The following is a 20234-nucleotide window of genomic DNA, read 5'->3' on the forward strand; positions in this document are numbered from 1 at the left end:
CTACGGTTCGCGCAGCTTGGTCGCCAGGACCGCGGCCTGGGTGCGGCGTTCGACGCCGAGCTTGGCCAGCAGGCGGGAGACGTAGTTCTTCACCGTCTTCTCGGCCAGGAACATCCGCGCGGCGATCTGCCGGTTGGTGAGTCCCTCGCCGAGCAGCTCGAGTAATCGGCGTTCCTGCTCGGTGAGCCCGGCCAGCGCGCCGGAGGGTTCGGTGCTGCGGCGCAGCCGGGCGCGCAGTGCGTCGGCCGCGCGGGTGTCGAGCAGGGAGTGACCGGCGCCGACCTGCTTGATCGCGTCGGCCAGCTTCATCCCGTCGATGTTCTTCACCACATAGCCGCTGGCGCCGGCCAGGATGGCGTCGAGCATGGCGTGCTCGTCGGAGAACGAGGTGAGGATCAGGCAGTGCAGGTCGTCGAACTCGGCCAGCAGATTGCGGCACAGTTCGATGCCGTTGCCGTCGGGCAGGCGCACATCAAGGACCGCGACGTCGGGCCTGGCCTCGCGAATGCGCACCATCGCCTCGGCGACACCACCCGCCTGACCGATCACGGTGAGTTCTGGATCACCCTCGAGCAGGTCGATCAACCCGCGCCGCACGATCTCGTGGTCGTCGACCAGGAACACCTCGAGCACGCCGGCTCCTTCATCATGTCGATCGCCCCACCCCTGCCGTCAAACATAATCCGTATGCCGAAATCGTGGGCGCAGACCGGGAACTCGACTACCACGACCCGACCTCGAGGAGGGTCCGCCGCGCAGCGGCGGTTCGCGGCCGTCCCGTCGGTCAGGTGCCGTTGCGTAGGCGACGACGGAGCAAGCAACGGTGCCTGACCGGCGGGACACCAGGGGCCGCGAACTCGAGCGCGCCAGCGCTCCAACATTTCTGTCGGTGGGGCCGCCTAGCATGGCTGGCGGGGGTTCATGTCCGGTCGGCGGATGACGATGGAGAAGGGATTCACCAGGTGGCGGAACGCCTCACTGTGCGCGGAGCTCGGGAACACAATCTCAAAGGTGTCGATCTCGATCTGCCTCGTGACAGCCTGATCGTGTTCACCGGTCTGTCCGGTTCGGGTAAGTCGAGCCTGGCGTTCGACACGATTTTCGCCGAGGGGCAGCGCCGCTACGTCGAGTCGCTGTCGGCCTACGCGCGTCAGTTCCTCGGGCAGATGGACAAGCCCGATGTCGACTTCATCGAGGGTCTCTCGCCCGCGGTGTCGATCGACCAGAAGTCGACCAACCGCAACCCGCGGTCGACGGTCGGCACCATCACCGAGGTCTACGACTACCTGCGCCTGCTCTACGCCCGCGCAGGCACACCGCACTGCCCGGTCTGCGGCGAGCTGATCGCCAAGCAGACGCCGCAGCAGATCGTCGACCAGGTGCTGGCGATGGAGGAGGGGATCAAGTTCCAGGTCCTCGCGCCGGTCGTGCGCACTCGCAAGGGCGAGTTCGTCGACCTGTTCGACCAGCTCAAGACCCAGGGCTACTCGCGCGTGCGGGTCGACGGCGTGGTGTATCCGCTCACCGATCCGCCGAAGCTGAAGAAGCAGGAGAAGCACGACGTCGAGGTCGTCGTCGACCGGCTTGCGGTGAAGTCCGCGTCCAAGCAGCGGCTCACCGACTCCATCGAGACGGCGCTGCGGCTGGCCGACGGCATCGTGGTGCTGGACTTCGTCGACCGCGACGAACACGCCCACGACCGGGAGCGCCGCTTCTCCGAGCGCCTGGCCTGCCCGAACGGCCACGCACTCGACATCGAGGACCTCGAGCCGCGCTCGTTCTCGTTCAACTCGCCCTACGGCGCCTGCCCCGACTGCACCGGCCTCGGCATCCGCAAGGAGGTCGACCCGGAACTGGTGGTGCCCGATCCCGAGCTGAGCCTGGCCGACGGCGCCATCGCGCCGTGGTCGCGCGGGCAGACCGCCGAGTACTTCAACCGGCTGCTGTCCGGCCTGGCCGAGTCGATCGGCTTCTCCATGGACACCCCGTGGCAGGACCTGCCCGCGAAGGCGCGCAAGGCGGTGCTCGAGGGCAGCTCCGACCAGGTGCACGTGTCCTACGTCAATCGCTACGGCCGCAAGCGCTCCTACTACGCCGATTTCGAAGGCGTGATGCCGTTCCTGCACCGGCGCATGGACAACACCGAGTCCGAGCAGATGAAAGAGCACTACGACGGCTACATGCGGGATGTGCCGTGCCCGGTCTGCCACGGCGCCCGGCTGCGCCCGGAGATCCTGGCCGTCACCCTGGCCGCCGACGGCACCGACAAGTCGATCGCCGATGTCAGTGATCTGTCCATCGGTGACTGCGCGCACTTCCTGAACTCGCTGACGCTGGGGGAGCGCGAGGCCGCGATCGCCGGTCAGGTGCTCAAGGAGATCCAGGCGCGGCTCGGCTTCCTGCTCGACGTCGGCCTGGAATACTTGACGCTCTCGCGGGCGGCGGCGACGCTGTCCGGCGGCGAGGCGCAGCGCATCCGGCTCGCCACCCAGATCGGGTCCGGTCTGGTCGGCGTCCTCTATGTGCTCGACGAGCCGTCGATCGGCCTGCACCAGCGCGACAACCGCAGGCTCATCGAGACGCTGTTGCGGCTGAAGAAGCTGGGCAACACCCTGATCGTCGTCGAGCACGACGAGGACACCATCCGCGCCTCGGACTGGGTGGTCGACATCGGCCCGCTGGCCGGCGAGCACGGTGGCCGCGTCGTGCACAGCGGCCCCTACACCGAGTTGCTCACCGAACCCGAATCACTCACCGGCGCTTACCTTTCCGGCCGGGAGCAGATCGAGGTGCCGATGGTGCGCCGTCCGATCGACAAGAAGCGCAGGCTCACCGTCGTCGGCGCCACCGAACACAATCTGGCCGGGATCGATGTGTCCTTCCCGCTCGGCGTACTCACCTCGGTCACCGGCGTCTCCGGCTCGGGCAAGTCGACCCTGGTCAACGACATCCTGGCCACGGTGCTGGCGAACAAGCTCAACGGCGCCCGCCAGGTGCCGGGCAGGCACACCAGGATCAACGGCCTCGATCACCTGGACAAGCTGGTCCAGGTCGACCAGTCGCCGATCGGCCGCACCCCGCGCTCGAACCCGGCCACCTACACCGGCGTCTTCGACAAGATCCGCACCCTGTTCGCCTCGACCACCGAGGCCAAGGTCCGCGGCTACCAGCCGGGCCGGTTCTCGTTCAACGTCAAGGGCGGCCGCTGCGAGGCGTGCTCGGGCGACGGCACGCTCAAGATCGAGATGAACTTCCTGCCGGACGTCTACGTCCCGTGCGAGGTGTGCCACGGCGCCCGCTACAACCGCGAAACCCTCGAGGTGCACTACAAGGGCAAGACCATCGCCGAGGTGCTGGACATGCCGATCGACGAGGCCGCCGAGTTCTTCGAACCGGTCACCTCTATCCACCGGTATCTCAAGACCCTCGTCGAGGTCGGCCTCGGCTACGTGCGCCTCGGCCAGAGCGCGCCGACCCTGTCCGGCGGTGAGGCCCAGCGCGTGAAGCTGGCCGCCGAGCTGCAGAAGCGCTCCACCGGGCGGACCGTCTACATCCTCGACGAGCCGACCACCGGCCTGCACTTCGAGGACATCCGCAAGCTGCTCAAGGTGATCAACGGGCTGGTCGACAAGGGCAACACGGTGATCGTCATCGAGCACAACCTCGATGTCATCAAGACCTCGGACTGGGTCGTCGACATGGGCCCCGAGGGCGGTTCCGGCGGCGGCACCGTGGTCGCGACCGGCACGCCGGAGGACGTGGCCCAGGTGTCGGACAGCTACACCGGGCAGTTCCTCAAAGAGGTGCTCGCGGCCCCGGCTCCGGTGAAAGCCGCGGCGAAGAAGGCAGCCAAGAAGGCGACGGCCGGCGCGAAGAAGGCGCCTGCCGAGACGGCAACGGCCAAGCGGCTGGCGCGAAAGGCGGCCGCGCTGCGCTGAGGCCGGATAGCCTCCCTGACGGGAGTTCCCGAAAACGCGACAAAGTGAAACACGGGTGGGTAGCATTCGCCTCACCGTTGCCGGAGTACCGGACAGTAACGGTTAGTCGAACCGGCATCCCGTGGTGTCTCGCGCCCGTGGGCGGCGCGATCGCGGATGTCGTGCAGTTTGAAAGGAACGTCCCCATGGATGAAGCCACCACGGCGCTCATCGGCCAGATTCTGTCTTTCCTCAGTGGCGGGTCCTCGGTGGCCTACGAGCCCACCACGCCGACTGCCTGACCCGGCGGAATCGAAAGGAACACCTGAGTAATGGATACCGGAAGCGCGGCGCTGTTCACCGCCATCGCCAACATGATCTCCTCCGGCTCGGCCGTGTCGGTCACACCGGGCAACCCGCCGACCCCCACGGTCTGAGCTCGACGCAGTAGCGGCCGCCCTGGTCCGTAGACGCGAAGATCCGCCGACGTGCGCGTCGGCGGATCTTTTCGTTTTTCCGGTGGCGGGTCCGGTCAGTGCACCGGGCCGGTGTACTTCTCGCCGGGGCCCATGCCGGGCGCGTCGGGCACCGAGGAGGCCTCGCGGAAGGCGCGCTGCAGCGCCTGCAGGCCGTCGCGGATCGGTCCCGCGTGCGGACCGAGGTACTCCACCGACGCGGTGACCAGGCCGGCCAGCGCGGTGATCACCCGGCGCGCCTCGTCGAGGTCGACGTGCGCCCCGGAGTCCGGGTCCTCCGAGGCCAGCCCCAGCTTCTCCGCGGCCGAACTCATCAGCATCACGGCGGCGCGGCTGATCACCTCGACGGCGGGGATGTCGGCCAGGTCGCGCACGGGGGGATCGAGCTCGTCAGTCATGGCGACAAGGCTATATCGATGCCGTTCGGGCCCGTCCGCGCCAGGCCGATTCGGCGATAGCCGAATGCGATGCTAGACTTTCCGCTGACGACCGCCCCTGGTTGTGTCATGCAATCCGGGGGCAGATAAGTGGAGCCCGACTCCCACCGTTACCGGCGAGCAATCGTACTGGACTAACGGTCCCGGTCACCCGCTCGAAGTGGCGGGTTTCCTGTGTGCCTGGCACGCAGGGGTCGACACCGAGCTCGTGAGGGCATCGGCTGTGGGCGATCGGTCGACATCGGGCCCCGTGGCGGAGAAATACCGCAACGGGGCTTTCGTGTTGAAACAGGGGTTGCAGTTATTGCGCGCGGTCGTTATGACGACACCGCTTGACCTAGGAGGCCCCATCAGCACTGAGACCCGCATCAACGATCGCATCCGTGTTCCCGAGGTCCGTCTCATCGGACCCGGCGGCGAACAGGTTGGGATCGTGCGTGTTGAAGATGCACTTCGCGTCGCGCTCGAAGCCGACCTCGACCTCGTCGAGGTGGCACCCGATGCCCGTCCGCCGGTCTGCAAGATCATGGACTACGGCAAGTTCAAGTACGAGACGGCGCAGAAGGCGCGCGAGTCCCGGAAGAACCAGGTCCAGACCGTGATCAAGGAGCAGAAGCTCCGCCCGAAGATCGACGACCACGACTACGAGACCAAGAAGCGCAACGTGGTGCGCTTCCTCGAAGCCGGGTCCAAGGTCAAGGTCACGATCATGTTCCGTGGTCGTGAGCAGTCGCGGCCCGAGCTCGGTTTCCGGTTGCTCCAGCGCCTGGCCTCCGACGTCGCCGAACTCGGTTTCGTCGAGACCTCGGCCAAGCAGGACGGCCGCAACATGACCATGGTCCTCGCTCCCCACAAGGGCGCGAAGACGCGGGTGAAGGCACAGCAGGAATCGGCGCCGGCGGCACGTCCGCTGCCGACCGGTCCCGCGAGCGCCGACCCGGCTGCGCTGGTCGAAACCCCGGCGCCCGCCGAGCAGGCTGCGCCGGCCGACCCGCAGTAACACCGATTTCACCGACACAGATAGAGGAATCCATGCCGAAGAACAAGACCCACAGCGGCGCCAAGAAGCGATTCAAGGTGACCGGCAGTGGCAAGCTGCTTCGCGAGCAGGCGAACCGTCGCCACCTCCTGGAGCACAAGGCCACCCGCCGGACTCGTCGTCTGGAAGGCACGGAGTCCGTCGCTTCCGTCGACGTCCCCCGCGTGAAGCGGCTGCTGGGTCTCTGACCCGCAACCCATCATTGCGCGGCCGGGATATCCGGACGCCGACAACTACCAACCGGGCGCCAGCGCGCCCCAGATGATCAAGGACTGAAAAAGTGGCACGCGTCAAAAGGGCCGTCAACGCTCAGAAGAAGCGCCGTTCCATCCTCGAGGCCTCCAAGGGCTACCGGGGCCAGCGCTCGCGCCTGTACCGCAAGGCCAAGGAACAGCAGCTCCACTCGCTGACCTACGCCTACCGCGACCGCAAGGCGCGCAAGGGTGACTTCCGCAAGCTGTGGATCGCTCGTATCAACGCCGCCGCGCGTCTGAACGACATCACCTACAACCGCTTCATCCAGGGCCTCAAGGCCGCCGGTGTCGAGGTTGACCGCAAGATCCTCGCCGAGCTCGCCGTCTCCGACGCCGAGGCCTTCGCCGGTCTCGTCGCTGTCGCCAAGGCCGCGCTGCCCGCCGACGTCAACGCCCCGGCCACCGCTGCCTGAGCTTGACGACACACAGCGATCTGTCGGAACGACCCGTGGACGCGCTCTCCGAGCGCAATCCGCGGGTCGTTTCCGCTGTCAAGCTCCAGCGCGCCGCGCAGCGCCGCAAATCCGGCCAGTTCCTCGCCGAGGGCACCAACGCCGTGACCGCCGCGCTGGAGACCGGTCGGGTTCGTGAGCTGTTCTATTCGCTCGCCGCGGCCGAACGCGAGACCGCGCTGATCGCCGGTGCCGCCGCCGACGGCGTGCGCACCACGCTGGTCAGCGACCGCGCCGCCGAGCACCTCGGCGAGACCGTCACCGCGCCGGGTCTGGTCGCGGTGTGCGAGCTGCTCGATGTGCCGCTCGGCGAGGTCCTCGACCGCGGCCCGCGCATGCTCGCCGTCCCCGTCGAGATCGCCGAGCCAGGTAATGCGGGCACCCTGATCCGGGTCGCCGACGCGGTCGGCGCCGACGGCGTGATCCTCGCGGGGGAGACCGTCGACCCGCACAACGGCAAATGCGTCCGGGCCAGCGCCGGCAGCGTCTTCCATGTGCCGATCGCGCGCAGCCGCGATATCACCGCCACCCTCGACGCGATCTCCGCGGCGGGTGTCACGATCCTGGCCACCGCCGCGAACGGCGAGGTCGATCTCGACGATGCCGACGAGATCCTCGCGGGCCCGGTCGCCTGGCTGTTCGGCAACGAGGCGCACGGTCTGGATGCCGCCGTCGCCGCGCGCGCCGACCATCGCATCCGCATCCCCATTCACGGCCGCGCCGAAAGCCTGAATCTGGCTGCGGCAGCGGCGATCTGCCTTTACGCCAGCGCCCGCGTCCAGCACGCGAAGTAGCGCGCGGTCAGCACCCCGGCGCGGCGGAGCTCCGCAGATCGTCGAGGATTTCGGTGGCCCAGGGGAGCGGGATCGCCTCGCTCCCGGCGACCTGCATGGCCGTCATGATCGTCAGCAGCATGCCGGTGGCCACGAAACGGCGTGATTCGAGGGTGTCGGCGCCGGTGAGCTCGCCGATCAGGCGATAGATCCGGCCGAACCGCTCGCGCATGGGATCGCCGATCGCGGGATCGGCGCTGGCGGCGGCGCCGTGCAGCAGCATGAGCGGGAGTTCGCGTTCGGCCAGGAAGACGTCGAATCCCTGGCCCAGGGTGCGCAGCGCTTCGGCGGCATCGGCGTCCGGGGCGATCTCGGCCCCGCGGAACACCGCCTCGATCCGCCCGCACACCTCGTGCAAGGCGGCGAGGAACAGTTGCTGCTTGGTGCCGAACAGCCGGATCACATACGGCTGCGAGACACCGGCCAGCCGGGCGATCTCGTCGGTTTTCGTCGCGGCGTAGCCGGATTCGGCGAAGGCGTGCACCGCGGCCTCGAGCACCTGCGCGCTGCGCTCGGATGCGGTCATCCGGGTTCTCGTGCCGCCCATGAGTGTGTTCCTCCTCGAAGTTCCGTCGCCTCTTGACATGTTATCAGTCGATGCATAACCATAGTCGTTATTAGTTATCAGTGAATAACAACAGGGTTGGACATGACTCAGACACTCGAACCCGGCGATGCCGTTCTCGCCGACACGCAGCCTCCCGGCGGCACGAAAACCGCACCGCTCGGCGCGGTGATCGCCGCCGTCGGCATCCCGATGTTCATGGTGACGCTGGACAATCTCGTCGTGACGAACGCCCTGCCGGTGATCAAAACCGAACTGGGAGCGTCCCTTTCGGATCTGCAGTGGTTCATCAACGCCTACACGCTGTCGTTCGCCTCGCTGCTGCTGACCGCATCGGCCCTCGGCGACCGCATCGGCCGCCGCCGGGTGTTCCTCGCCGGCATCGCCGTTTTCGTCGCCGCGTCGGCTGCCTGCGCGCTCGCGACCGAACCGTGGATGCTGATCCTGGCCCGCGCGATCCAGGGTGCGGGCGGCGCCGCGGTGATGCCGCTGTCGCTGACCCTGCTCGCCGCGGCGGTCCCCGCACGGATGCGCAGCGCCGCGATCGGTATCTGGGGCGGTCTGGCCGGGCTGGGTGTCGCGGTCGGTCCGGTGGTCGGCGGCGCGGTCGTCGACGGGCTGAACTGGCAGTGGATCTTCTGGCTCAATGTCCCGATCGGCCTGCTGGCGCTGCCGTTCGCCGCGCGCGTTCTCGCCGAATCACGCGGCACCGCACGGCGATTGGATCTGATCGGGCTGGTGCTCTCGGCCGGTGGCGTGCTCGCGCTGGTGTGGGGTGTCATCCACGGCGCCGACGACGGCTGGACCGCACCGCGCGTGCTCACCGCGCTGCTCGGTGGCGGCGCGCTGCTCGTGGCGTTCGTCGTCTGGGAACGCTATGTCACCGACCCGATGCTCCCGCTGCGCATGTTCGCCTCGCGCGGGCTGAGCCTGAGCTACCTCGTCTCCTTCGGTTTCTCCGCCGGTGTCTTCGGCGCGATCTTCCTGCTCGCCCAGTTCTTCCAGGTCGTGCAGGGCTATTCGCCGCTGGAATCCGGCATCCGCACCATGCCGTGGACCATGGTCCCGATGGTCGTCGCGCCGCTGGCCGGGCTGGTCGTCGACCGCGTCGGACCGCGCGTCCTCATCGCCACCGGACAGGTCTTGCTGGCAGTCTCGCTGGCCTGGATGGCGTCGATCACCTCCACCGACGTCGCCTATGTCGCCTTCGTAGCCCCCTTCGTTCTCGGTGGCATCGGTATGGGCCTGACCTTCGCCCCGTCCTCCACCATCGTCATGGCCAGCGCCTCCCCGGCCGACCAGGGCATGGCCTCGGGCATCAACAGCACCGTGCGCGAAGTGGGCGTGGCCATGGGCATCGCCGTGCTCGCCTCGGTCTTCGCCTCGCACGGCTCCTACACCGACCCCCAGGCCTACGTCGACGGCCTCGTCCCCGCGGTCTGGGTGGGCGCGGCACTGGTCGCCGTCGCGGCGGTGGTGGCGGCGTTCCTGCCGCGCCACACCCGGCAGTCCGTCTGATCCGCATGGTCCGCGTGCCCGCCTCGGCACGCGGACCATCGATCTCCTACGAGCCCACCGCGGCGATCATCTCGGGCAGGGCGACGATCTGCTGCGGATCCTCGTACAGGATGACCCCCGGCTCATCGGAATCCAGCCGCTCCCAGGCGATCTCGTGCGTATCGAGGATCTCGAGGTAGCCACTGACCCGATCGATCATCGGCAGCGCCGTCGACTTGAACCACGCCGCCGCACCCGGATACCGCTCGCGGTCGTAGACCCGTCGATCCACCTCGTACGGATTCACCAGATGGTCGGCGAACCAGTCGTTGCCGCTGCGGCGGAACCGCTCCTGCTCGACGGTCAGCCGACCCTCCGACGACAGACCGTTGACCAGGGCGAACACGCCGGGAAACCGCCCGTGCCGGTTGGGCTGCGCGGCCTGGAACCGCACATACAACCGCCGCACCGGGGGCTCGGACCGACGATCCGGAAGTCGTCTCATACAAGGCCCTCCGATCGGCCGGGCCCAGGCTCGGGAGCACTCTCCGGCCGTCCGCACAACCCCGCCACCCGCGAAAAGGGGCGGCGCCCGGTGGTCCGGATACCGAGTCCACACAACGCCAAACCAATCCCTGGAGTCGTCCGCCGGGTGCGTCCGCCTTGCGGCGAGATCGAATCGCACATCTGTTCAGCCATCGAGTCATCCTGTTCTCGCGTCGAACACGCTGGTGTGTTCGAACAGTTGGACGTGGCGCGACCCCATTCGGTTCCCTCGAATCTCCACGGCGTCAGCGAAACACCGGGTCGCCGACGGATCTCCGCGCTGCGTGACCGTCCGATCAATCGGTCTCGTTGCCGTCGGTTGTCGTGCCGGAGTCCGGAGTGCTCTCGTCGGGTCGACTCTCCGGTCCTGGCGAGCACAACCCGGCCGCGCGCGGGAAGGGGCGGCCGCCGGTGGGCCGGATGCCAAGCCCGCACAGAGCCAGGCCGCTGCCCGGGGTGGTCAAGCGGGATCGCCGGCCCTGGGGTGGTGTCGAATCGCAAGTCTGTTCAGGCATCGAGTGGTCCTGTTCTCGAGTCGAACACGCGGGTGTGTTTGAACGGTTGGACGGAACCCGTGCCGATTCGGTTCCCTCGGGTTCCGGTTCGCCGCCGATCGTGATGCGAACCCTGCGAAGACCGGCCTGACCTGGACTTGTCGGTCCGCACCACGACCTTCCGGCGAGTGTTAGCACGGTTGCGGCCGCGTCGCCGGTAATCCGGATGAATCGCGCGAACCCGATCCCATAGGATTTATGCAGCACCGATACGGGTAGGCAATGACGCACCCGTGAACCGATCCCCAGGGGAGAGTCGAACGATCGTGGCCGACGACAACAGTGGAGTCGAGCAGAACGCCTTGCTGACCGAGGAGGCACTCGCGGCAGCGGCAGCGGAGGCCGAGAAGGCGTTCGCCGCTGCGGCTGATCTGGATGCGCTGGCGGTCGCCAAGACCGACTACATCGGCGGCAAGTCGCCGATCGCGCTCGCACAGCGCGGGCTGGGCGCGCTGCCCAAGGAGCAGAAGGCCGACGCGGGCAAGCGGGTCAACGTCGCCCGCAAGCGCGTGTCCGACGCGTTCGAGGCGCGCCGCGCGGCGCTGCTGGAAGAGCGCGATCAGGCCGTGCTGGTGGCGGAGAAGATCGACGTCACCCTCCCGGCCCGCCGTCAGCCGGTCGGCGCCCGTCACCCCATCACCGTCATCTCCGAGCAGATCGCCGACGTGTTCGTCGGCATGGGCTGGGAGGTCGCCGAGGGTCCCGAGGTCGAGACCGAGCACTTCAACTTCGACGCGCTGAACTTCCTGCCCGATCACCCGGCGCGCACCATGCAGGACACCTTCCACATCGCCCCGGAGGGTTCGCGCCAGGTGCTGCGCACGCACACTTCCCCGGTGCAGGTGCGCTCGATGCTGGAACGCGAGCTGCCGATCTACGTCGTGTGCCCGGGCCGCACCTTCCGCACCGACGAGCTCGACGCCACCCACACCCCGGTGTTCTCCCAGGTGGAGGGTCTGGCGATCGACAAGGGCCTGACCATGGCCCACCTGCGCGGCACCCTGGACGCGTTCGCGCGCGCCCTGTTCGGCCCCGACACCCGAACCCGCATGCGCCCCAACTACTTCCCCTTCACCGAGCCGTCCGCCGAGGTCGACGTGTGGTTCCCGGACAAGAAGGGCGGCGCGGGCTGGGTCGAGTGGGGCGGCTGCGGCATGGTCAACCCGAAGGTGCTGATCGCCAGCGGCATCGATCCCGAGGTGTACTCCGGGTTCGCGTTCGGCATGGGTATGGAGCGCACGCTGCAGTTCCGCAACGGCATCCCCGACATGCGCGACATCGTCGAGGGTGACGTGCGGTTCACCCTGCCCTTCGGTATCCGGTCCTGAGAGAGAGCGAAAAGTCACGTGCGAGTAGCGCAGTCCTGGCTGACCGAGATCCTGCAGCGCACCACCCCCGAATGGTCGGTGTCCTCGGCCGAGCTCGATGCCGGTTTCGTCCGCGTCGGCCTGGAGGTCGAAGAGGTCGACGAGCTCCAGCCGATCGGTGGTGACATCGACAAGCCGCTGGTCGTCGGCCGGGTCGCCGAGATCACCGAGCTCACCGAGTTCAAGAAGCCGATCCGCTTCTGCAAGGTCGATGTCGGCAACCCCGAGCTGCAGGAGATCGTCTGCGGCGCCCGCAATTTCGCGGTCGGCGACCTCGTCGTCGTCGTGCTGCCCGGTGGCGAGCTGCCCGGTGGGTTCAAGATCTCCTCGCGGAAGACCTATGGGCACACCTCCAACGGCATGATCTGCTCGGTCGCCGAACTCGGCATCGGCAAGGATCACGACGGCATTTTGGTGCTCGAGCCCGGCTCGGCGCAGCCCGGTGACGACGCGAACGTGCTGCTCGGCACCGACGACACGATCATCGAACTCAACATCACCCCCGACCGCGGCTACTGCTTCTCGGTCCGCGGCCTGGCCCGTGAACTGGCCTGCGGCTTCGATCTCGAATACGCCGACCCGGCCGTACGGACCCTGGCCGACGGCGACGGTGAGGCGTGGCCCGTTCGGCTGGAAGCCGACTCGGAGTGCACCCGTTTCGGCGTGCGCCGGGTCACCGGGATGAACCCGGACGCGGTGAGCCCGCTGTGGCTGCAGCGCAGGCTGATGCTGTCGGGCATGCGCCCGATCTCGCCCGCCGTCGACGTCACCAACTACGTGATGCTCGAACTGGGCCAGCCGCTGCACGCCTTCGACGCCGCGAAACTCCACGGCGGCTTGGTCGTTCGCTCAGCCAACACCGGTGAGACCCTGCGCACCCTCGACGATGTCGAGCGCACCCTCGACGCCGAGGACGTGGTGATCGCCGACGACTCCGGCGTCATCTCGCTGGCCGGTGTGATGGGCGGTGACAGCACCGAGGTCGGCGCAGGGACCACCGACGTGGTGCTCGAGGCCGCGACCTGGAACCCGTTGCGGGTGTACCGGACCGCGCGCAGGCACAAGCTGGTCTCGGAGGCGGGCAAGCGCTACGAGCGCGTCGTCGACCCGGAGATCAACATTGTCGCTCTCGACCGGGCGGCCACCCTGCTGGCCGAGATCACCGGCGGCACCATCGAATCCACGCTCACCGACATCCGCGTTCCGCTCGAGCCGGTCGCGCCGATCGCGATGGACATCGACCTGCCCGACCGCGTCGCCGGCGTCACCTACCCGGCGGGCACCGCCGTGCGCAGGCTCGCCCAGATCGGCGCCGGGGTCGAGATCGAGGTCAACGACGCGGGCAAGACCCAGCTGCTGGTGACCCCGCCGAGCTGGCGCCCCGACCTGTCCCAGCCCGCCGACCTGGTCGAAGAGGTGCTGCGGCTGGAGGGTCTCGAGCAGATCCCGTCGGTCCTGCCGTCGGCGCCTGCCGGTCGCGGCCTGACCGCCACCCAGAAGCGGCGCCGTGCGGTGAGCCGGGCGCTGGCGTTCGCCGGCGGCGTCGAGGTGCCCGCGCCGGTGTTCCTGCCCGCCGGTGTGTTCGACGTGTGGGGTCTCGACGTCGACGACCCGCGCCGCAACACCACCCGCGTGCTGAACCCGCTCGACACCGAGCGTCCCGAGCTGGCGACCACGCTGCTGCCCGGTCTGCTGGAAGTGGCCACCCGCAATATCTCGCGCGGCGCCCGCGACCTCACGATCTACGGCATCGCACAGGTCGTGCAGCCCGGCGCCGAGACCCACGCGGTCGCGGCGCTGCCGGTGGATCGTCGGCCCACCGACGAGCAGATCGCCGAGCTGGACGCCTCGCTGCCCGCGCAGCCGGTGCACGTGGCCGCGGTGCTCAGCGGCAAGCGTGACCCGCGCGGTCCATGGGGTCCCGGCCGTCAGGCCGAGGCCGCCGACGCGTTCGCGCTGGTCGACGCCATCGCCGACGCGGCGGGTGTCACCATCGAACGCCGCGCCGCCGCCTACCTGCCGTGGCATCCCGGCCGCTGCGCCGAACTGGTCGTCGACGGTGTCGTGGTCGGTCACGCGGGTGAGCTGCACCCGGCCGTGCTGGAGCGCGCCGGTCTGCCGCCGCGCACCTGCGCGCTGGAACTGGACCTCGATGCCCTGCCGCTGACCGAGGCCCGTCCCGCGCCCACGGTGTCGGCGTTCCCCGCCGTCCTGCAGGACGTGTCGATCAGCGTCGAGAAGGCTGTTCCCGCCGCGAGCGTCGAATCGGCGCTGCGCACCGGTGGAGGCGACCTGCTCGAGGACATTGCCCTGTTCGACGTCTACGAGGGCGCGCAGGCCGGTGAGGGCCGCAAGTCCCTGACCTACGCCCTGCGTTTCCGCGCCACCGATCGCACCCTCACCGAGGACGAGGCCAGTGCCGCGCGCGACGCGGCCGTCGCCTCGGCAGCCACCGCGGTAGGCGCCGAACTGCGCGGCTGACCCGCATCGCGAAGGCCGCCCGGGTATCCCACCGGGCGGTCTTCGTCGTCTTCCGCTGTCACTCAGGTCAGGAAACCAGGTTCTTCCGCAGTTTCATCAGGGTCCAGCCGTCGAGTCCGAGTCCGTCGGTGAGGTACTTGCCGAAGTCCCCGTACTTCTCCTCGATCTGCCCGAGCGCCACGTCGAGGTAGGCGACCCGCACTTCCTGCAGGGGAATCAGCAGGTCCGGATTCTGCATGATGCCTGCCTGCTTCAGCTGGGCCCGCAGTGCGGCATCCGCCGCCGCCCGATACTGATTCGACAGCAGGTAGTCCTGCCGAGCCACCGACTCCGGCACGCCGACGGCCCGCAGTGTCACGTAGGACAGCCATCCCGTCCGGTCCTTACCGGCCGTGCAGTGATACAGCGTGGCGTTCGCGGTATTCGCCAGATCCTTGACCGACTGTCCGAACTTCCCCAGCGCATCGGCGGTGAAGAAGTTGAGATACACGTTCTGCATGATCTGCTCGGCTTTGCCGTCACCCAGCATTTCCTGTTGCTGCACCGGATCTTTCGACGAGATTGCCTGGAACATCTTCGTGAACATGCCGCCGTCGTCGATCGGACGGGCCACCAGCGGAACTCCTGCGGGCAACTTGTCCGCCCCCATCGCCTGCACCTCGGCCGGCGTCCTGAGGTCGATCACAGTCTGGAGCTTCAACGCCGCCAGCTTCTGCACATCGGCATCGGTCAGCTTGGCGAGCGCGTCGGCCCGAACAAGCTTGCCCGTCTTGACCTTGGCTCCGTCGTAGGTGATGTACCCACCCAGGTCCCGAACATTGGCAGCACCCTGCAGTTCGATCTTGGTCGGACCCCCGGCAGGGGCTGCGCCGGCGGTACCAGCCAACCCCGCAGCCACCAACCCGACAGCCAGCAGCGGCACGGACACCAACGACAACCATGACTTCCGCTTCCGCGAAACAGATGAATTACTCATCCGCGAGACGTTATTGACGGCCTACGGCCCGGCCGCCGATTCCCGAATGTGGCACCGCCCAGCAGGACTCGCAACTCGGTCACCGAGACCGGTCGTTTCAGCGGGCCACGCGGCGGGGCGGGAGTGGGACGCGGTCCAGGTCGTGGGCGAGCACGGCGCCGGGGAAGTCCGCCTGCTCCAGGAACAGCGGGTCGTCGGCTTCGGCGTAGCGCTCGGAGAAGTGTGTCAGAACCAGGGTCCGCACCCCGCAGGCCCTGGCCACTTCGCCCGCCTGCCGCGCCGTCAGGTGACCCCGCTCGGCGGCCTGATCGGTCTCGGAGTCGAGGAACGTGGACTCGATGATGAGCATGTCCACGCCCTCGGCCAGGGCGAAGACGTTGTCGCACAGGCGGGTATCCATGACGAAGGCCACCTTCTGCCCCGGCCTCGGCACCGTGCATTCCTCCAGGAGCGCCCCCGACAGTTCCCGGACGGCCGCACCCGAGATGCCGTGCGCGCGTAGCCGTTCGGGCAGAAACGTGCGGCCGTCCGGCTCGGCGATCCGGTAGCCGTAGGTCGGGATGCTGTGGTCCAAGGGCAGCGCGGTGAGCGTGAAGCCGTCGCCCTGCAATGTCTCGCCCGGGCCGCTGACAGGGTGCTCGACGAGCGTGGGCGAACCGTAGTAGCTGGTCGCGAACTTCAGACGCTCCCAGTACTCGGCGCCCTCGGCGGGAAAGACCGCGTGGACATCGTGCGGCACCCCGTCGCGACCCAGCCGCTGCACGATGCCCGGCACACCCAAGGCGTGATCCCCGTGAAAATGAGTGACGCAGACCCAGTGCAGCTCGGTCGCGGAAGCCCCCGCGTGCGCCATCTGACGCTGCGTGCCTTCGCCCGGGTCGAACAGAATGCCCTGCCCGCCCCAACGCAACAGATATCCGTTGTGATTGCGGCGGCGCGTGGGCACAGCCCCAGCCGTACCCAGCACGATGAGCTCCCGTGTCGACATGGACCCATCCTCGCGGCTCGCGGCAAGGGTGTCAGGTCTATTTCGGGTCGAGCAGGGGTGACGGGTTGGGTCCGGTGAGGGGGCGGGATAGGTTGGCTGGTGTGTCGATGATGAAAGGCGCCAATGTCGCGGTGCCTGCTTCCGTGGTTCGCGTCGAAGTGGGTTGGCAGCCGGGTGCGGGGGTGCCCGATGCCGATGCTTCCGCGCTGCTCCTCGCCGGGGCGAAGGTGCGTTCCGACGACGACTTCGTCTTCTACAACCAGGCGGTGCACCCCTCGGGCGCGGTCCGCCACGAGGGAAAACAGCAGGGGCCCACCGTCATCGACGCGCTGTCGGTGAACCTGGCCCAGGTCGAGCCGCAGATCGAGACGATCGTGCTCGCCGCCTCCGCCGACGGCGGCACCTTCGGCCAGTTCCGCGGCCTCTACGTTCGGGTGATCGATGCGGTCGGCGGCGGCGAGGTCGCCCGCTTCGACAGCACGGGCGCCACCACCGAGACCGCGTTCGTCCTGGGCGAGCTGTACCGCCGCCAGGGTGCGTGGAAGTTCCGTGCCGTCGGTCAGGGTTACGACTCCGGATTGGCCGGTCTGGCAACAGATTTCGGCATCTCGGTCGACGACGCGCCTGCCACCCCGCCCGCACCGGCGCCGTTCACCCCACCGACCCCGCCGCCGTACGTCCCCGCACCCCAGCCGTACGCCTCGGCCGCGCAGCCGAGCCCGCCCCAGCCGTTCTCCCCGCCCCACCAGGGCCCACCTCCCGTCGCCCCGCCTGCCGCACCCCCGGTGAACCTCGCCAAGGTCTCGCTGACCAAGGAATCACCCTCGGTCTCGCTCACCAAGCACGGCGCGACCGGCGGCGTCCTGCGGGTGAACCTGAACTGGACGTCGATGGCCGCGACCGGCCGCCTGTTCGGCAAGCTGCGGGGTAGGAACATCGACCTCGACCTGTGCTGCTTCTTCGAACTGGTCAACGGCGCGATCGGTTCGGTCCGCGCCCTCGACCGCCGTTTCGGCGCACTGTACGAGCCGCCGTTCATCCACCTCGACCAGGACGACCGCACCGGCGCCAGCATCACCGGCGAGAACCTCTCGATCAACCTGGACTACACCCAGTTCTTCCGTCGGATCCTCGTCTTCGCCTCGATCTACGACGGCGCGAGCGACTTCCGCGGCGTGCACGCCACCGTCACCCTGAACCCGGTGAACTCCCCACCGATCGAGATGACCCTCGACGGCTGCACCGACAATTCCCGCGACGCGGTGCTCGCCGTGCTGGAGAACGTCGACGGCGAGCTGGTGGTCCGGCGCGAGGGCGCCTTCGTCCGGCCGCCCGCCGGTCAGCCGGGCGGGGGTGTCATGGAGATCGCCCGGTTGTACAACTGGGACTTCGGCTTCCAGGCGGGCCGCGGCAAGTGATACGACACCCCGCGACCAGGGCGCTGAACGCGCTGGTCTACCACCCGGACAAGCACGTCGCACAGACCCCGGCCGCCTACGGCCTCGACTACCGCGACCTGCACCCGCGGACCGCCGACGGCGTCGACCTGCACGGCTGGTTCGTGCGCGCCGACCGCCCCCGCGGCCACATCCTCTACGCGCACGGCAACGCGGGCACCATCGGCGACCGCGTGCCGATCATCGCGCTGCTGGTCCGGGCCGGTTTCGACGTCCTCGCCTTCGACTATCGCGGTTTCGGCCACAGCACGGGATCGCCGGGGGAGCAGGGCACCTATCTCGACGCCAGGGCGGTCCGCGCCGCCCTGCTCGACCAGCCCGGCGTCGACCCGGACCGGGTGCTGTATCTCGGCAAGTCGCTCGGCGGCGGTGTCCTGCTCGAGCTGGCCACCGAGCACCCGCCCGCGGGCATGATCCTGATGTCGACCTTCAGCAGCATGCGCGCCGCCGCCCGCTCGGTCTACCCGTTCCTGCCCGCGCCGCTGATCCCGAACGCCTACCCGAGCCTGCGCCGGATCGCCGCCCTGCGCGTCCCGGTGTTGATGTTCCACGGCGACCGCGACGAACTGCTCCCGCTGCGCCATGCCGAACGCCTCTTCGCGGCGGCGCGGGAACCGAAGGAGCTGGTCGTGGTGCCCGGTGCGGGCCACAACGACGTCATCGACGCGCTCGGCCCGCGCTGGCCGCAGCGCATCACGGAGTGGTCGGAGACCTTCCTGCCTGCGTAGCCTGGCGGTATGAGCGAAACGAGCGAGATCCTCGGCCGTCTGGCCGCGCTGCCCGACGCCGAGCTGGTGTCGGTGCTGCGGGCCGCGGTCGCCGGCCGGCCCGGGCTCGGCCCCGTCGCCGCCGCACTCGCCCAGGTCGCGGCCGGTCATGCGGAAACCGGATCACCTGTGACTCTGGACACGGACGTGGTGGACGCCGATGTGGTGTCCGTCGCATCGGACCAGGTAGGAGGCGCCATGCCGGTACCGCCGGTACCGCATGGCCTGCCCGGCACCGCCGCACCCACTGTGACCGGCGGCTATTCCACTTCCGGAGTGCCGACATTCGACGCGGTTCGCGATAAGGTCGAGCAGCGCTTCGGCACCGCGCAGGGAATGGGTGAGCTCGACCAGCAGACCCCGGCGGGTCGCAGCGTCGACGAACAGTGGGAGGCGCGGGAGAAAGCCGCGCGCGAGCGTCTGGCTCAGATTCGGAAATCGATGCAGGGCAACGATTCCGGCGCCGACGACAAGTAGCCGCAAGGCCTCCCGTCCGAGCAACGACCGTGATGGGTGGACCCAGATGACACAGGCGCGCCAGATCGCCGAACGACTGCTCGACGCGCAGGTGGACTTCCTGCTCGCCGAGGTGACCGGTGACCGGTTCGCCGAGGTGATCGCGCGGGACGTGGCCGCCGTGCTGGCCGTCGGCGACACCATCGTCTTCGGTGACGTCGTTTCGCTCGCACAGGGCGAGGAAACCGTGGCCACGGTGTTCGACCGCATCGGCGGCAGCCCCGTCATCGCCGACACCGTCGGCATCTTCTCCGACGCGATCTACGACCACATCGCGTCCAACACCGAGTACACCCTCGGCGATGTGGTCGACCGCGAGCCGGTGGAAGCGTTGCTGGAGAAGATCTTCGGCATGCACCAGGCCCAGGAGCGCATCCTGGACCGGCTCACCGAGAGCCCGCTCGTCGCCACCGTCGCCGCCCGCTTCGTCGACAAGCTGATCGGCGACTTCATGCAGGCCAACCGGGAACGCGCCGAGAAGATCCCCGGTGTCTCCTCGCTGATGTCGCTGGGCCAGTCGGCCGCGAACCGCGCCAAGAAGGTCGCCGACAGCACCTTCGTCGGCGATCTCGCCGGCAAGGGCGCGCTGTTCGCGCTCAAGCGCACCAACAACGCCATCCGCGACATGCTGCGCGACGCCCCCGTGCACTCGGCGGCGATGGAGTTCTGGGATCTGCACGCCGACGAGCCCGTGGCGGGCCTGCGCGAGTACCTCACGCAGAAGGATCTCAACGAACTGGTCCAGATCTGCTACGAGATCGCGGTGACGACCAGGGAGAAGGAATACTTCGGGATGCTGGTGCGCGAATGCGTCGAGGTGTTCTACACCAGGTACAGCAAGCACACGCTCTCGGCGATGCTGCCCGAGCTCGGGCTGACCGCCGACGACATCGGCGCCGAGATCCTGCGCTACGGTCCCGCCGTCATCGAGTCGGCCAAGGCCAACGGTGTGCTGGCCGGGCTGATCCGGGAACGCCTCGAGCCGTTCTTCTTCTCCGAGCAGGTGCTCGGCATTCTCGGCGGCAAGTAATCACCGTCGGGTCTCGAATTTCCGGAATACGCCGGGAATGTGTGGTTCGGGTCGCTATCGTTCATTTCTGATCGGTTGACCC

General features: G+C 68.4%; 18 protein-coding genes. 12 read left to right on the top strand and 6 right to left on the bottom strand.

The annotated features are described in order from the left end of the window. On the bottom strand, positions 1-633 hold the full coding sequence (locus tag IEY60_RS30860; protein ID WP_189034038.1) for a response regulator transcription factor: 633 nt from the start codon (positions 631-633) through the stop codon (positions 1-3). A 329-nt stretch (positions 634-962) separates the two neighbouring features. Between IEY60_RS30860 and uvrA the strand changes: the two genes are divergently transcribed. Further along, a complete protein-coding gene (uvrA, locus tag IEY60_RS30865; RefSeq protein ID WP_189034039.1) occupies positions 963-3938 on the top strand; it encodes an excinuclease ABC subunit UvrA in 2976 nt (991 codons plus the stop codon). 511 nt (positions 3939-4449) lie between these two features. On the opposite strand, the gene IEY60_RS30870 is transcribed toward uvrA, so the two are convergent. Next, positions 4450-4791, bottom strand: coding sequence for a DUF1844 domain-containing protein (locus tag IEY60_RS30870; RefSeq protein ID WP_189034040.1), 342 nt, complete (start codon positions 4789-4791; stop codon positions 4450-4452). Between the two features lie 358 nt (positions 4792-5149). Between IEY60_RS30870 and infC the strand changes: the two genes are divergently transcribed. The 4 genes from infC (at position 5150) to IEY60_RS30890 (ending at position 7369) form a co-directional block, all read left to right on the top strand. After that, a complete protein-coding gene (infC, locus tag IEY60_RS30875) occupies positions 5150-5830 on the top strand; it encodes a translation initiation factor IF-3 (RefSeq protein WP_189034132.1) in 681 nt (226 codons plus the stop codon). A gap of 32 nt (positions 5831-5862) precedes the next feature. After that, on the top strand, positions 5863-6057 hold the full coding sequence (rpmI, locus tag IEY60_RS30880) for a 50S ribosomal protein L35 (protein ID WP_189034041.1): 195 nt from the start codon (positions 5863-5865) through the stop codon (positions 6055-6057). 92 nt (positions 6058-6149) lie between these two features. Then, positions 6150-6536 carry a 50S ribosomal protein L20 gene (gene rplT, locus IEY60_RS30885; protein ID WP_019046423.1) on the top strand — a complete coding sequence of 129 codons (387 nt, stop codon included), beginning with the start codon at positions 6150-6152 and terminating at the stop codon, positions 6534-6536. A 35-nt stretch (positions 6537-6571) separates the two neighbouring features. Further along, a complete protein-coding gene (locus IEY60_RS30890; protein ID WP_189034042.1) occupies positions 6572-7369 on the top strand; it encodes a TrmH family RNA methyltransferase in 798 nt (265 codons plus the stop codon). A gap of 7 nt (positions 7370-7376) precedes the next feature. Here the strand turns inward: IEY60_RS30890 and IEY60_RS30895 are convergent, their stop codons facing one another. Then, positions 7377-7934, bottom strand: a complete 558-nt coding sequence (locus IEY60_RS30895) for a TetR/AcrR family transcriptional regulator (RefSeq protein WP_189034043.1) — start codon at positions 7932-7934, stop codon at positions 7377-7379. A gap of 123 nt (positions 7935-8057) precedes the next feature. On the opposite strand from IEY60_RS30895, the gene IEY60_RS30900 reads away from it, so the two are divergent. Further along, a complete protein-coding gene (locus IEY60_RS30900) occupies positions 8058-9491 on the top strand; it encodes an MFS transporter (RefSeq protein ID WP_229740277.1) in 1434 nt (477 codons plus the stop codon). A gap of 46 nt (positions 9492-9537) precedes the next feature. On the opposite strand, the gene IEY60_RS30905 is transcribed toward IEY60_RS30900, so the two are convergent. Further along, complete coding sequence (locus IEY60_RS30905; protein WP_189034044.1) at positions 9538-9975, bottom strand: hypothetical protein; 438 nt, start codon at positions 9973-9975, stop codon at positions 9538-9540. 861 nt (positions 9976-10836) lie between these two features. Between IEY60_RS30905 and pheS the strand changes: the two genes are divergently transcribed. Both pheS and pheT read left to right on the top strand, forming a co-directional pair. Continuing rightward, positions 10837-11898, top strand: a complete 1062-nt coding sequence (gene pheS, locus IEY60_RS30910; protein ID WP_189034045.1) for a phenylalanine--tRNA ligase subunit alpha — start codon at positions 10837-10839, stop codon at positions 11896-11898. A gap of 18 nt (positions 11899-11916) precedes the next feature. Beyond that, positions 11917-14418, top strand: a complete 2502-nt coding sequence (gene pheT / locus IEY60_RS30915) for a phenylalanine--tRNA ligase subunit beta (protein WP_189034046.1) — start codon at positions 11917-11919, stop codon at positions 14416-14418. A 67-nt stretch (positions 14419-14485) separates the two neighbouring features. Here pheT and IEY60_RS30920 read toward each other — a convergent pair whose 3' ends face one another. Together IEY60_RS30920 and IEY60_RS30925 are read right to left on the bottom strand one after the other, a co-directional pair. Beyond that, positions 14486-15346 carry a tyrosine-protein phosphatase gene (locus IEY60_RS30920; RefSeq protein WP_189034047.1) on the bottom strand — a complete coding sequence of 287 codons (861 nt, stop codon included), beginning with the start codon at positions 15344-15346 and terminating at the stop codon, positions 14486-14488. A gap of 145 nt (positions 15347-15491) precedes the next feature. After that, the gene (locus tag IEY60_RS30925; protein WP_189034048.1) at positions 15492-16382 is read right to left on the bottom strand and encodes a ribonuclease Z; all 891 of its coding nucleotides are present in this window, start codon (positions 16380-16382) and stop codon (positions 15492-15494) included. A gap of 107 nt (positions 16383-16489) precedes the next feature. Between IEY60_RS30925 and IEY60_RS30930 the strand changes: the two genes are divergently transcribed. The 4 genes from IEY60_RS30930 to IEY60_RS30945 are packed head-to-tail and all read left to right on the top strand — an operon-like array spanning position 16490 to position 20152. Beyond that, the gene (locus tag IEY60_RS30930) at positions 16490-17800 is read left to right on the top strand and encodes a TerD family protein (RefSeq protein WP_189034134.1); all 1311 of its coding nucleotides are present in this window, start codon (positions 16490-16492) and stop codon (positions 17798-17800) included. Further along, positions 17797-18567, top strand: a complete 771-nt coding sequence (locus IEY60_RS30935) for an alpha/beta hydrolase (protein ID WP_229740278.1) — start codon at positions 17797-17799, stop codon at positions 18565-18567. The genes IEY60_RS30930 and IEY60_RS30935 overlap by 4 nt, the downstream gene beginning before the upstream one ends. A gap of 9 nt (positions 18568-18576) precedes the next feature. Continuing rightward, positions 18577-19083, top strand: coding sequence for a PspA/IM30 family protein (locus IEY60_RS30940; RefSeq protein WP_189034049.1), 507 nt, complete (start codon positions 18577-18579; stop codon positions 19081-19083). Positions 19084-19129: 46 nt separating this feature from the next. Next, positions 19130-20152 (top strand): hypothetical protein, encoded by a 1023-nt coding sequence (locus IEY60_RS30945; protein ID WP_189034050.1) that lies wholly within the window; start codon positions 19130-19132, stop codon positions 20150-20152. Positions 20153-20234: the final 82 nt, after the last annotated feature.

This window comes from Nocardia rhizosphaerihabitans, assembly GCF_014646295.1.
In the GTDB taxonomy this organism is placed as follows: Bacteria; Actinomycetota; Actinomycetes; order Mycobacteriales; family Mycobacteriaceae; genus Nocardia; species Nocardia rhizosphaerihabitans.

What these genes read in the sequence shown, in the direction of transcription:
- IEY60_RS30905 (WP_189034044.1), bottom strand. Translation starts at nt 9,975, where the DNA reads ATGAGACGACTTCCGGATCGTCGGTCCGAGCCCCCGGTGCGGCGGTTG.
- infC (WP_189034132.1), top strand. Translation starts at nt 5,150, where the DNA reads ATGACGACACCGCTTGACCTAGGAGGCCCCATCAGCACTGAGACCCGC.
- IEY60_RS30925 (WP_189034048.1), bottom strand. Translation starts at nt 16,382, where the DNA reads ATGTCGACACGGGAGCTCATCGTGCTGGGTACGGCTGGGGCTGTGCCC.
- IEY60_RS30900 (WP_229740277.1), top strand. Translation starts at nt 8,058, where the DNA reads ATGACTCAGACACTCGAACCCGGCGATGCCGTTCTCGCCGACACGCAG.
- IEY60_RS30870 (WP_189034040.1), bottom strand. Translation starts at nt 4,791, where the DNA reads ATGACTGACGAGCTCGATCCCCCCGTGCGCGACCTGGCCGACATCCCC.
- IEY60_RS30940 (WP_189034049.1), top strand. Translation starts at nt 18,577, where the DNA reads ATGAGCGAAACGAGCGAGATCCTCGGCCGTCTGGCCGCGCTGCCCGAC.
- IEY60_RS30945 (WP_189034050.1), top strand. Translation starts at nt 19,130, where the DNA reads ATGACACAGGCGCGCCAGATCGCCGAACGACTGCTCGACGCGCAGGTG.
- rpmI (WP_189034041.1), top strand. Translation starts at nt 5,863, where the DNA reads ATGCCGAAGAACAAGACCCACAGCGGCGCCAAGAAGCGATTCAAGGTG.
- IEY60_RS30930 (WP_189034134.1), top strand. Translation starts at nt 16,490, where the DNA reads ATGATGAAAGGCGCCAATGTCGCGGTGCCTGCTTCCGTGGTTCGCGTC.
- IEY60_RS30895 (WP_189034043.1), bottom strand. Translation starts at nt 7,934, where the DNA reads ATGACCGCATCCGAGCGCAGCGCGCAGGTGCTCGAGGCCGCGGTGCAC.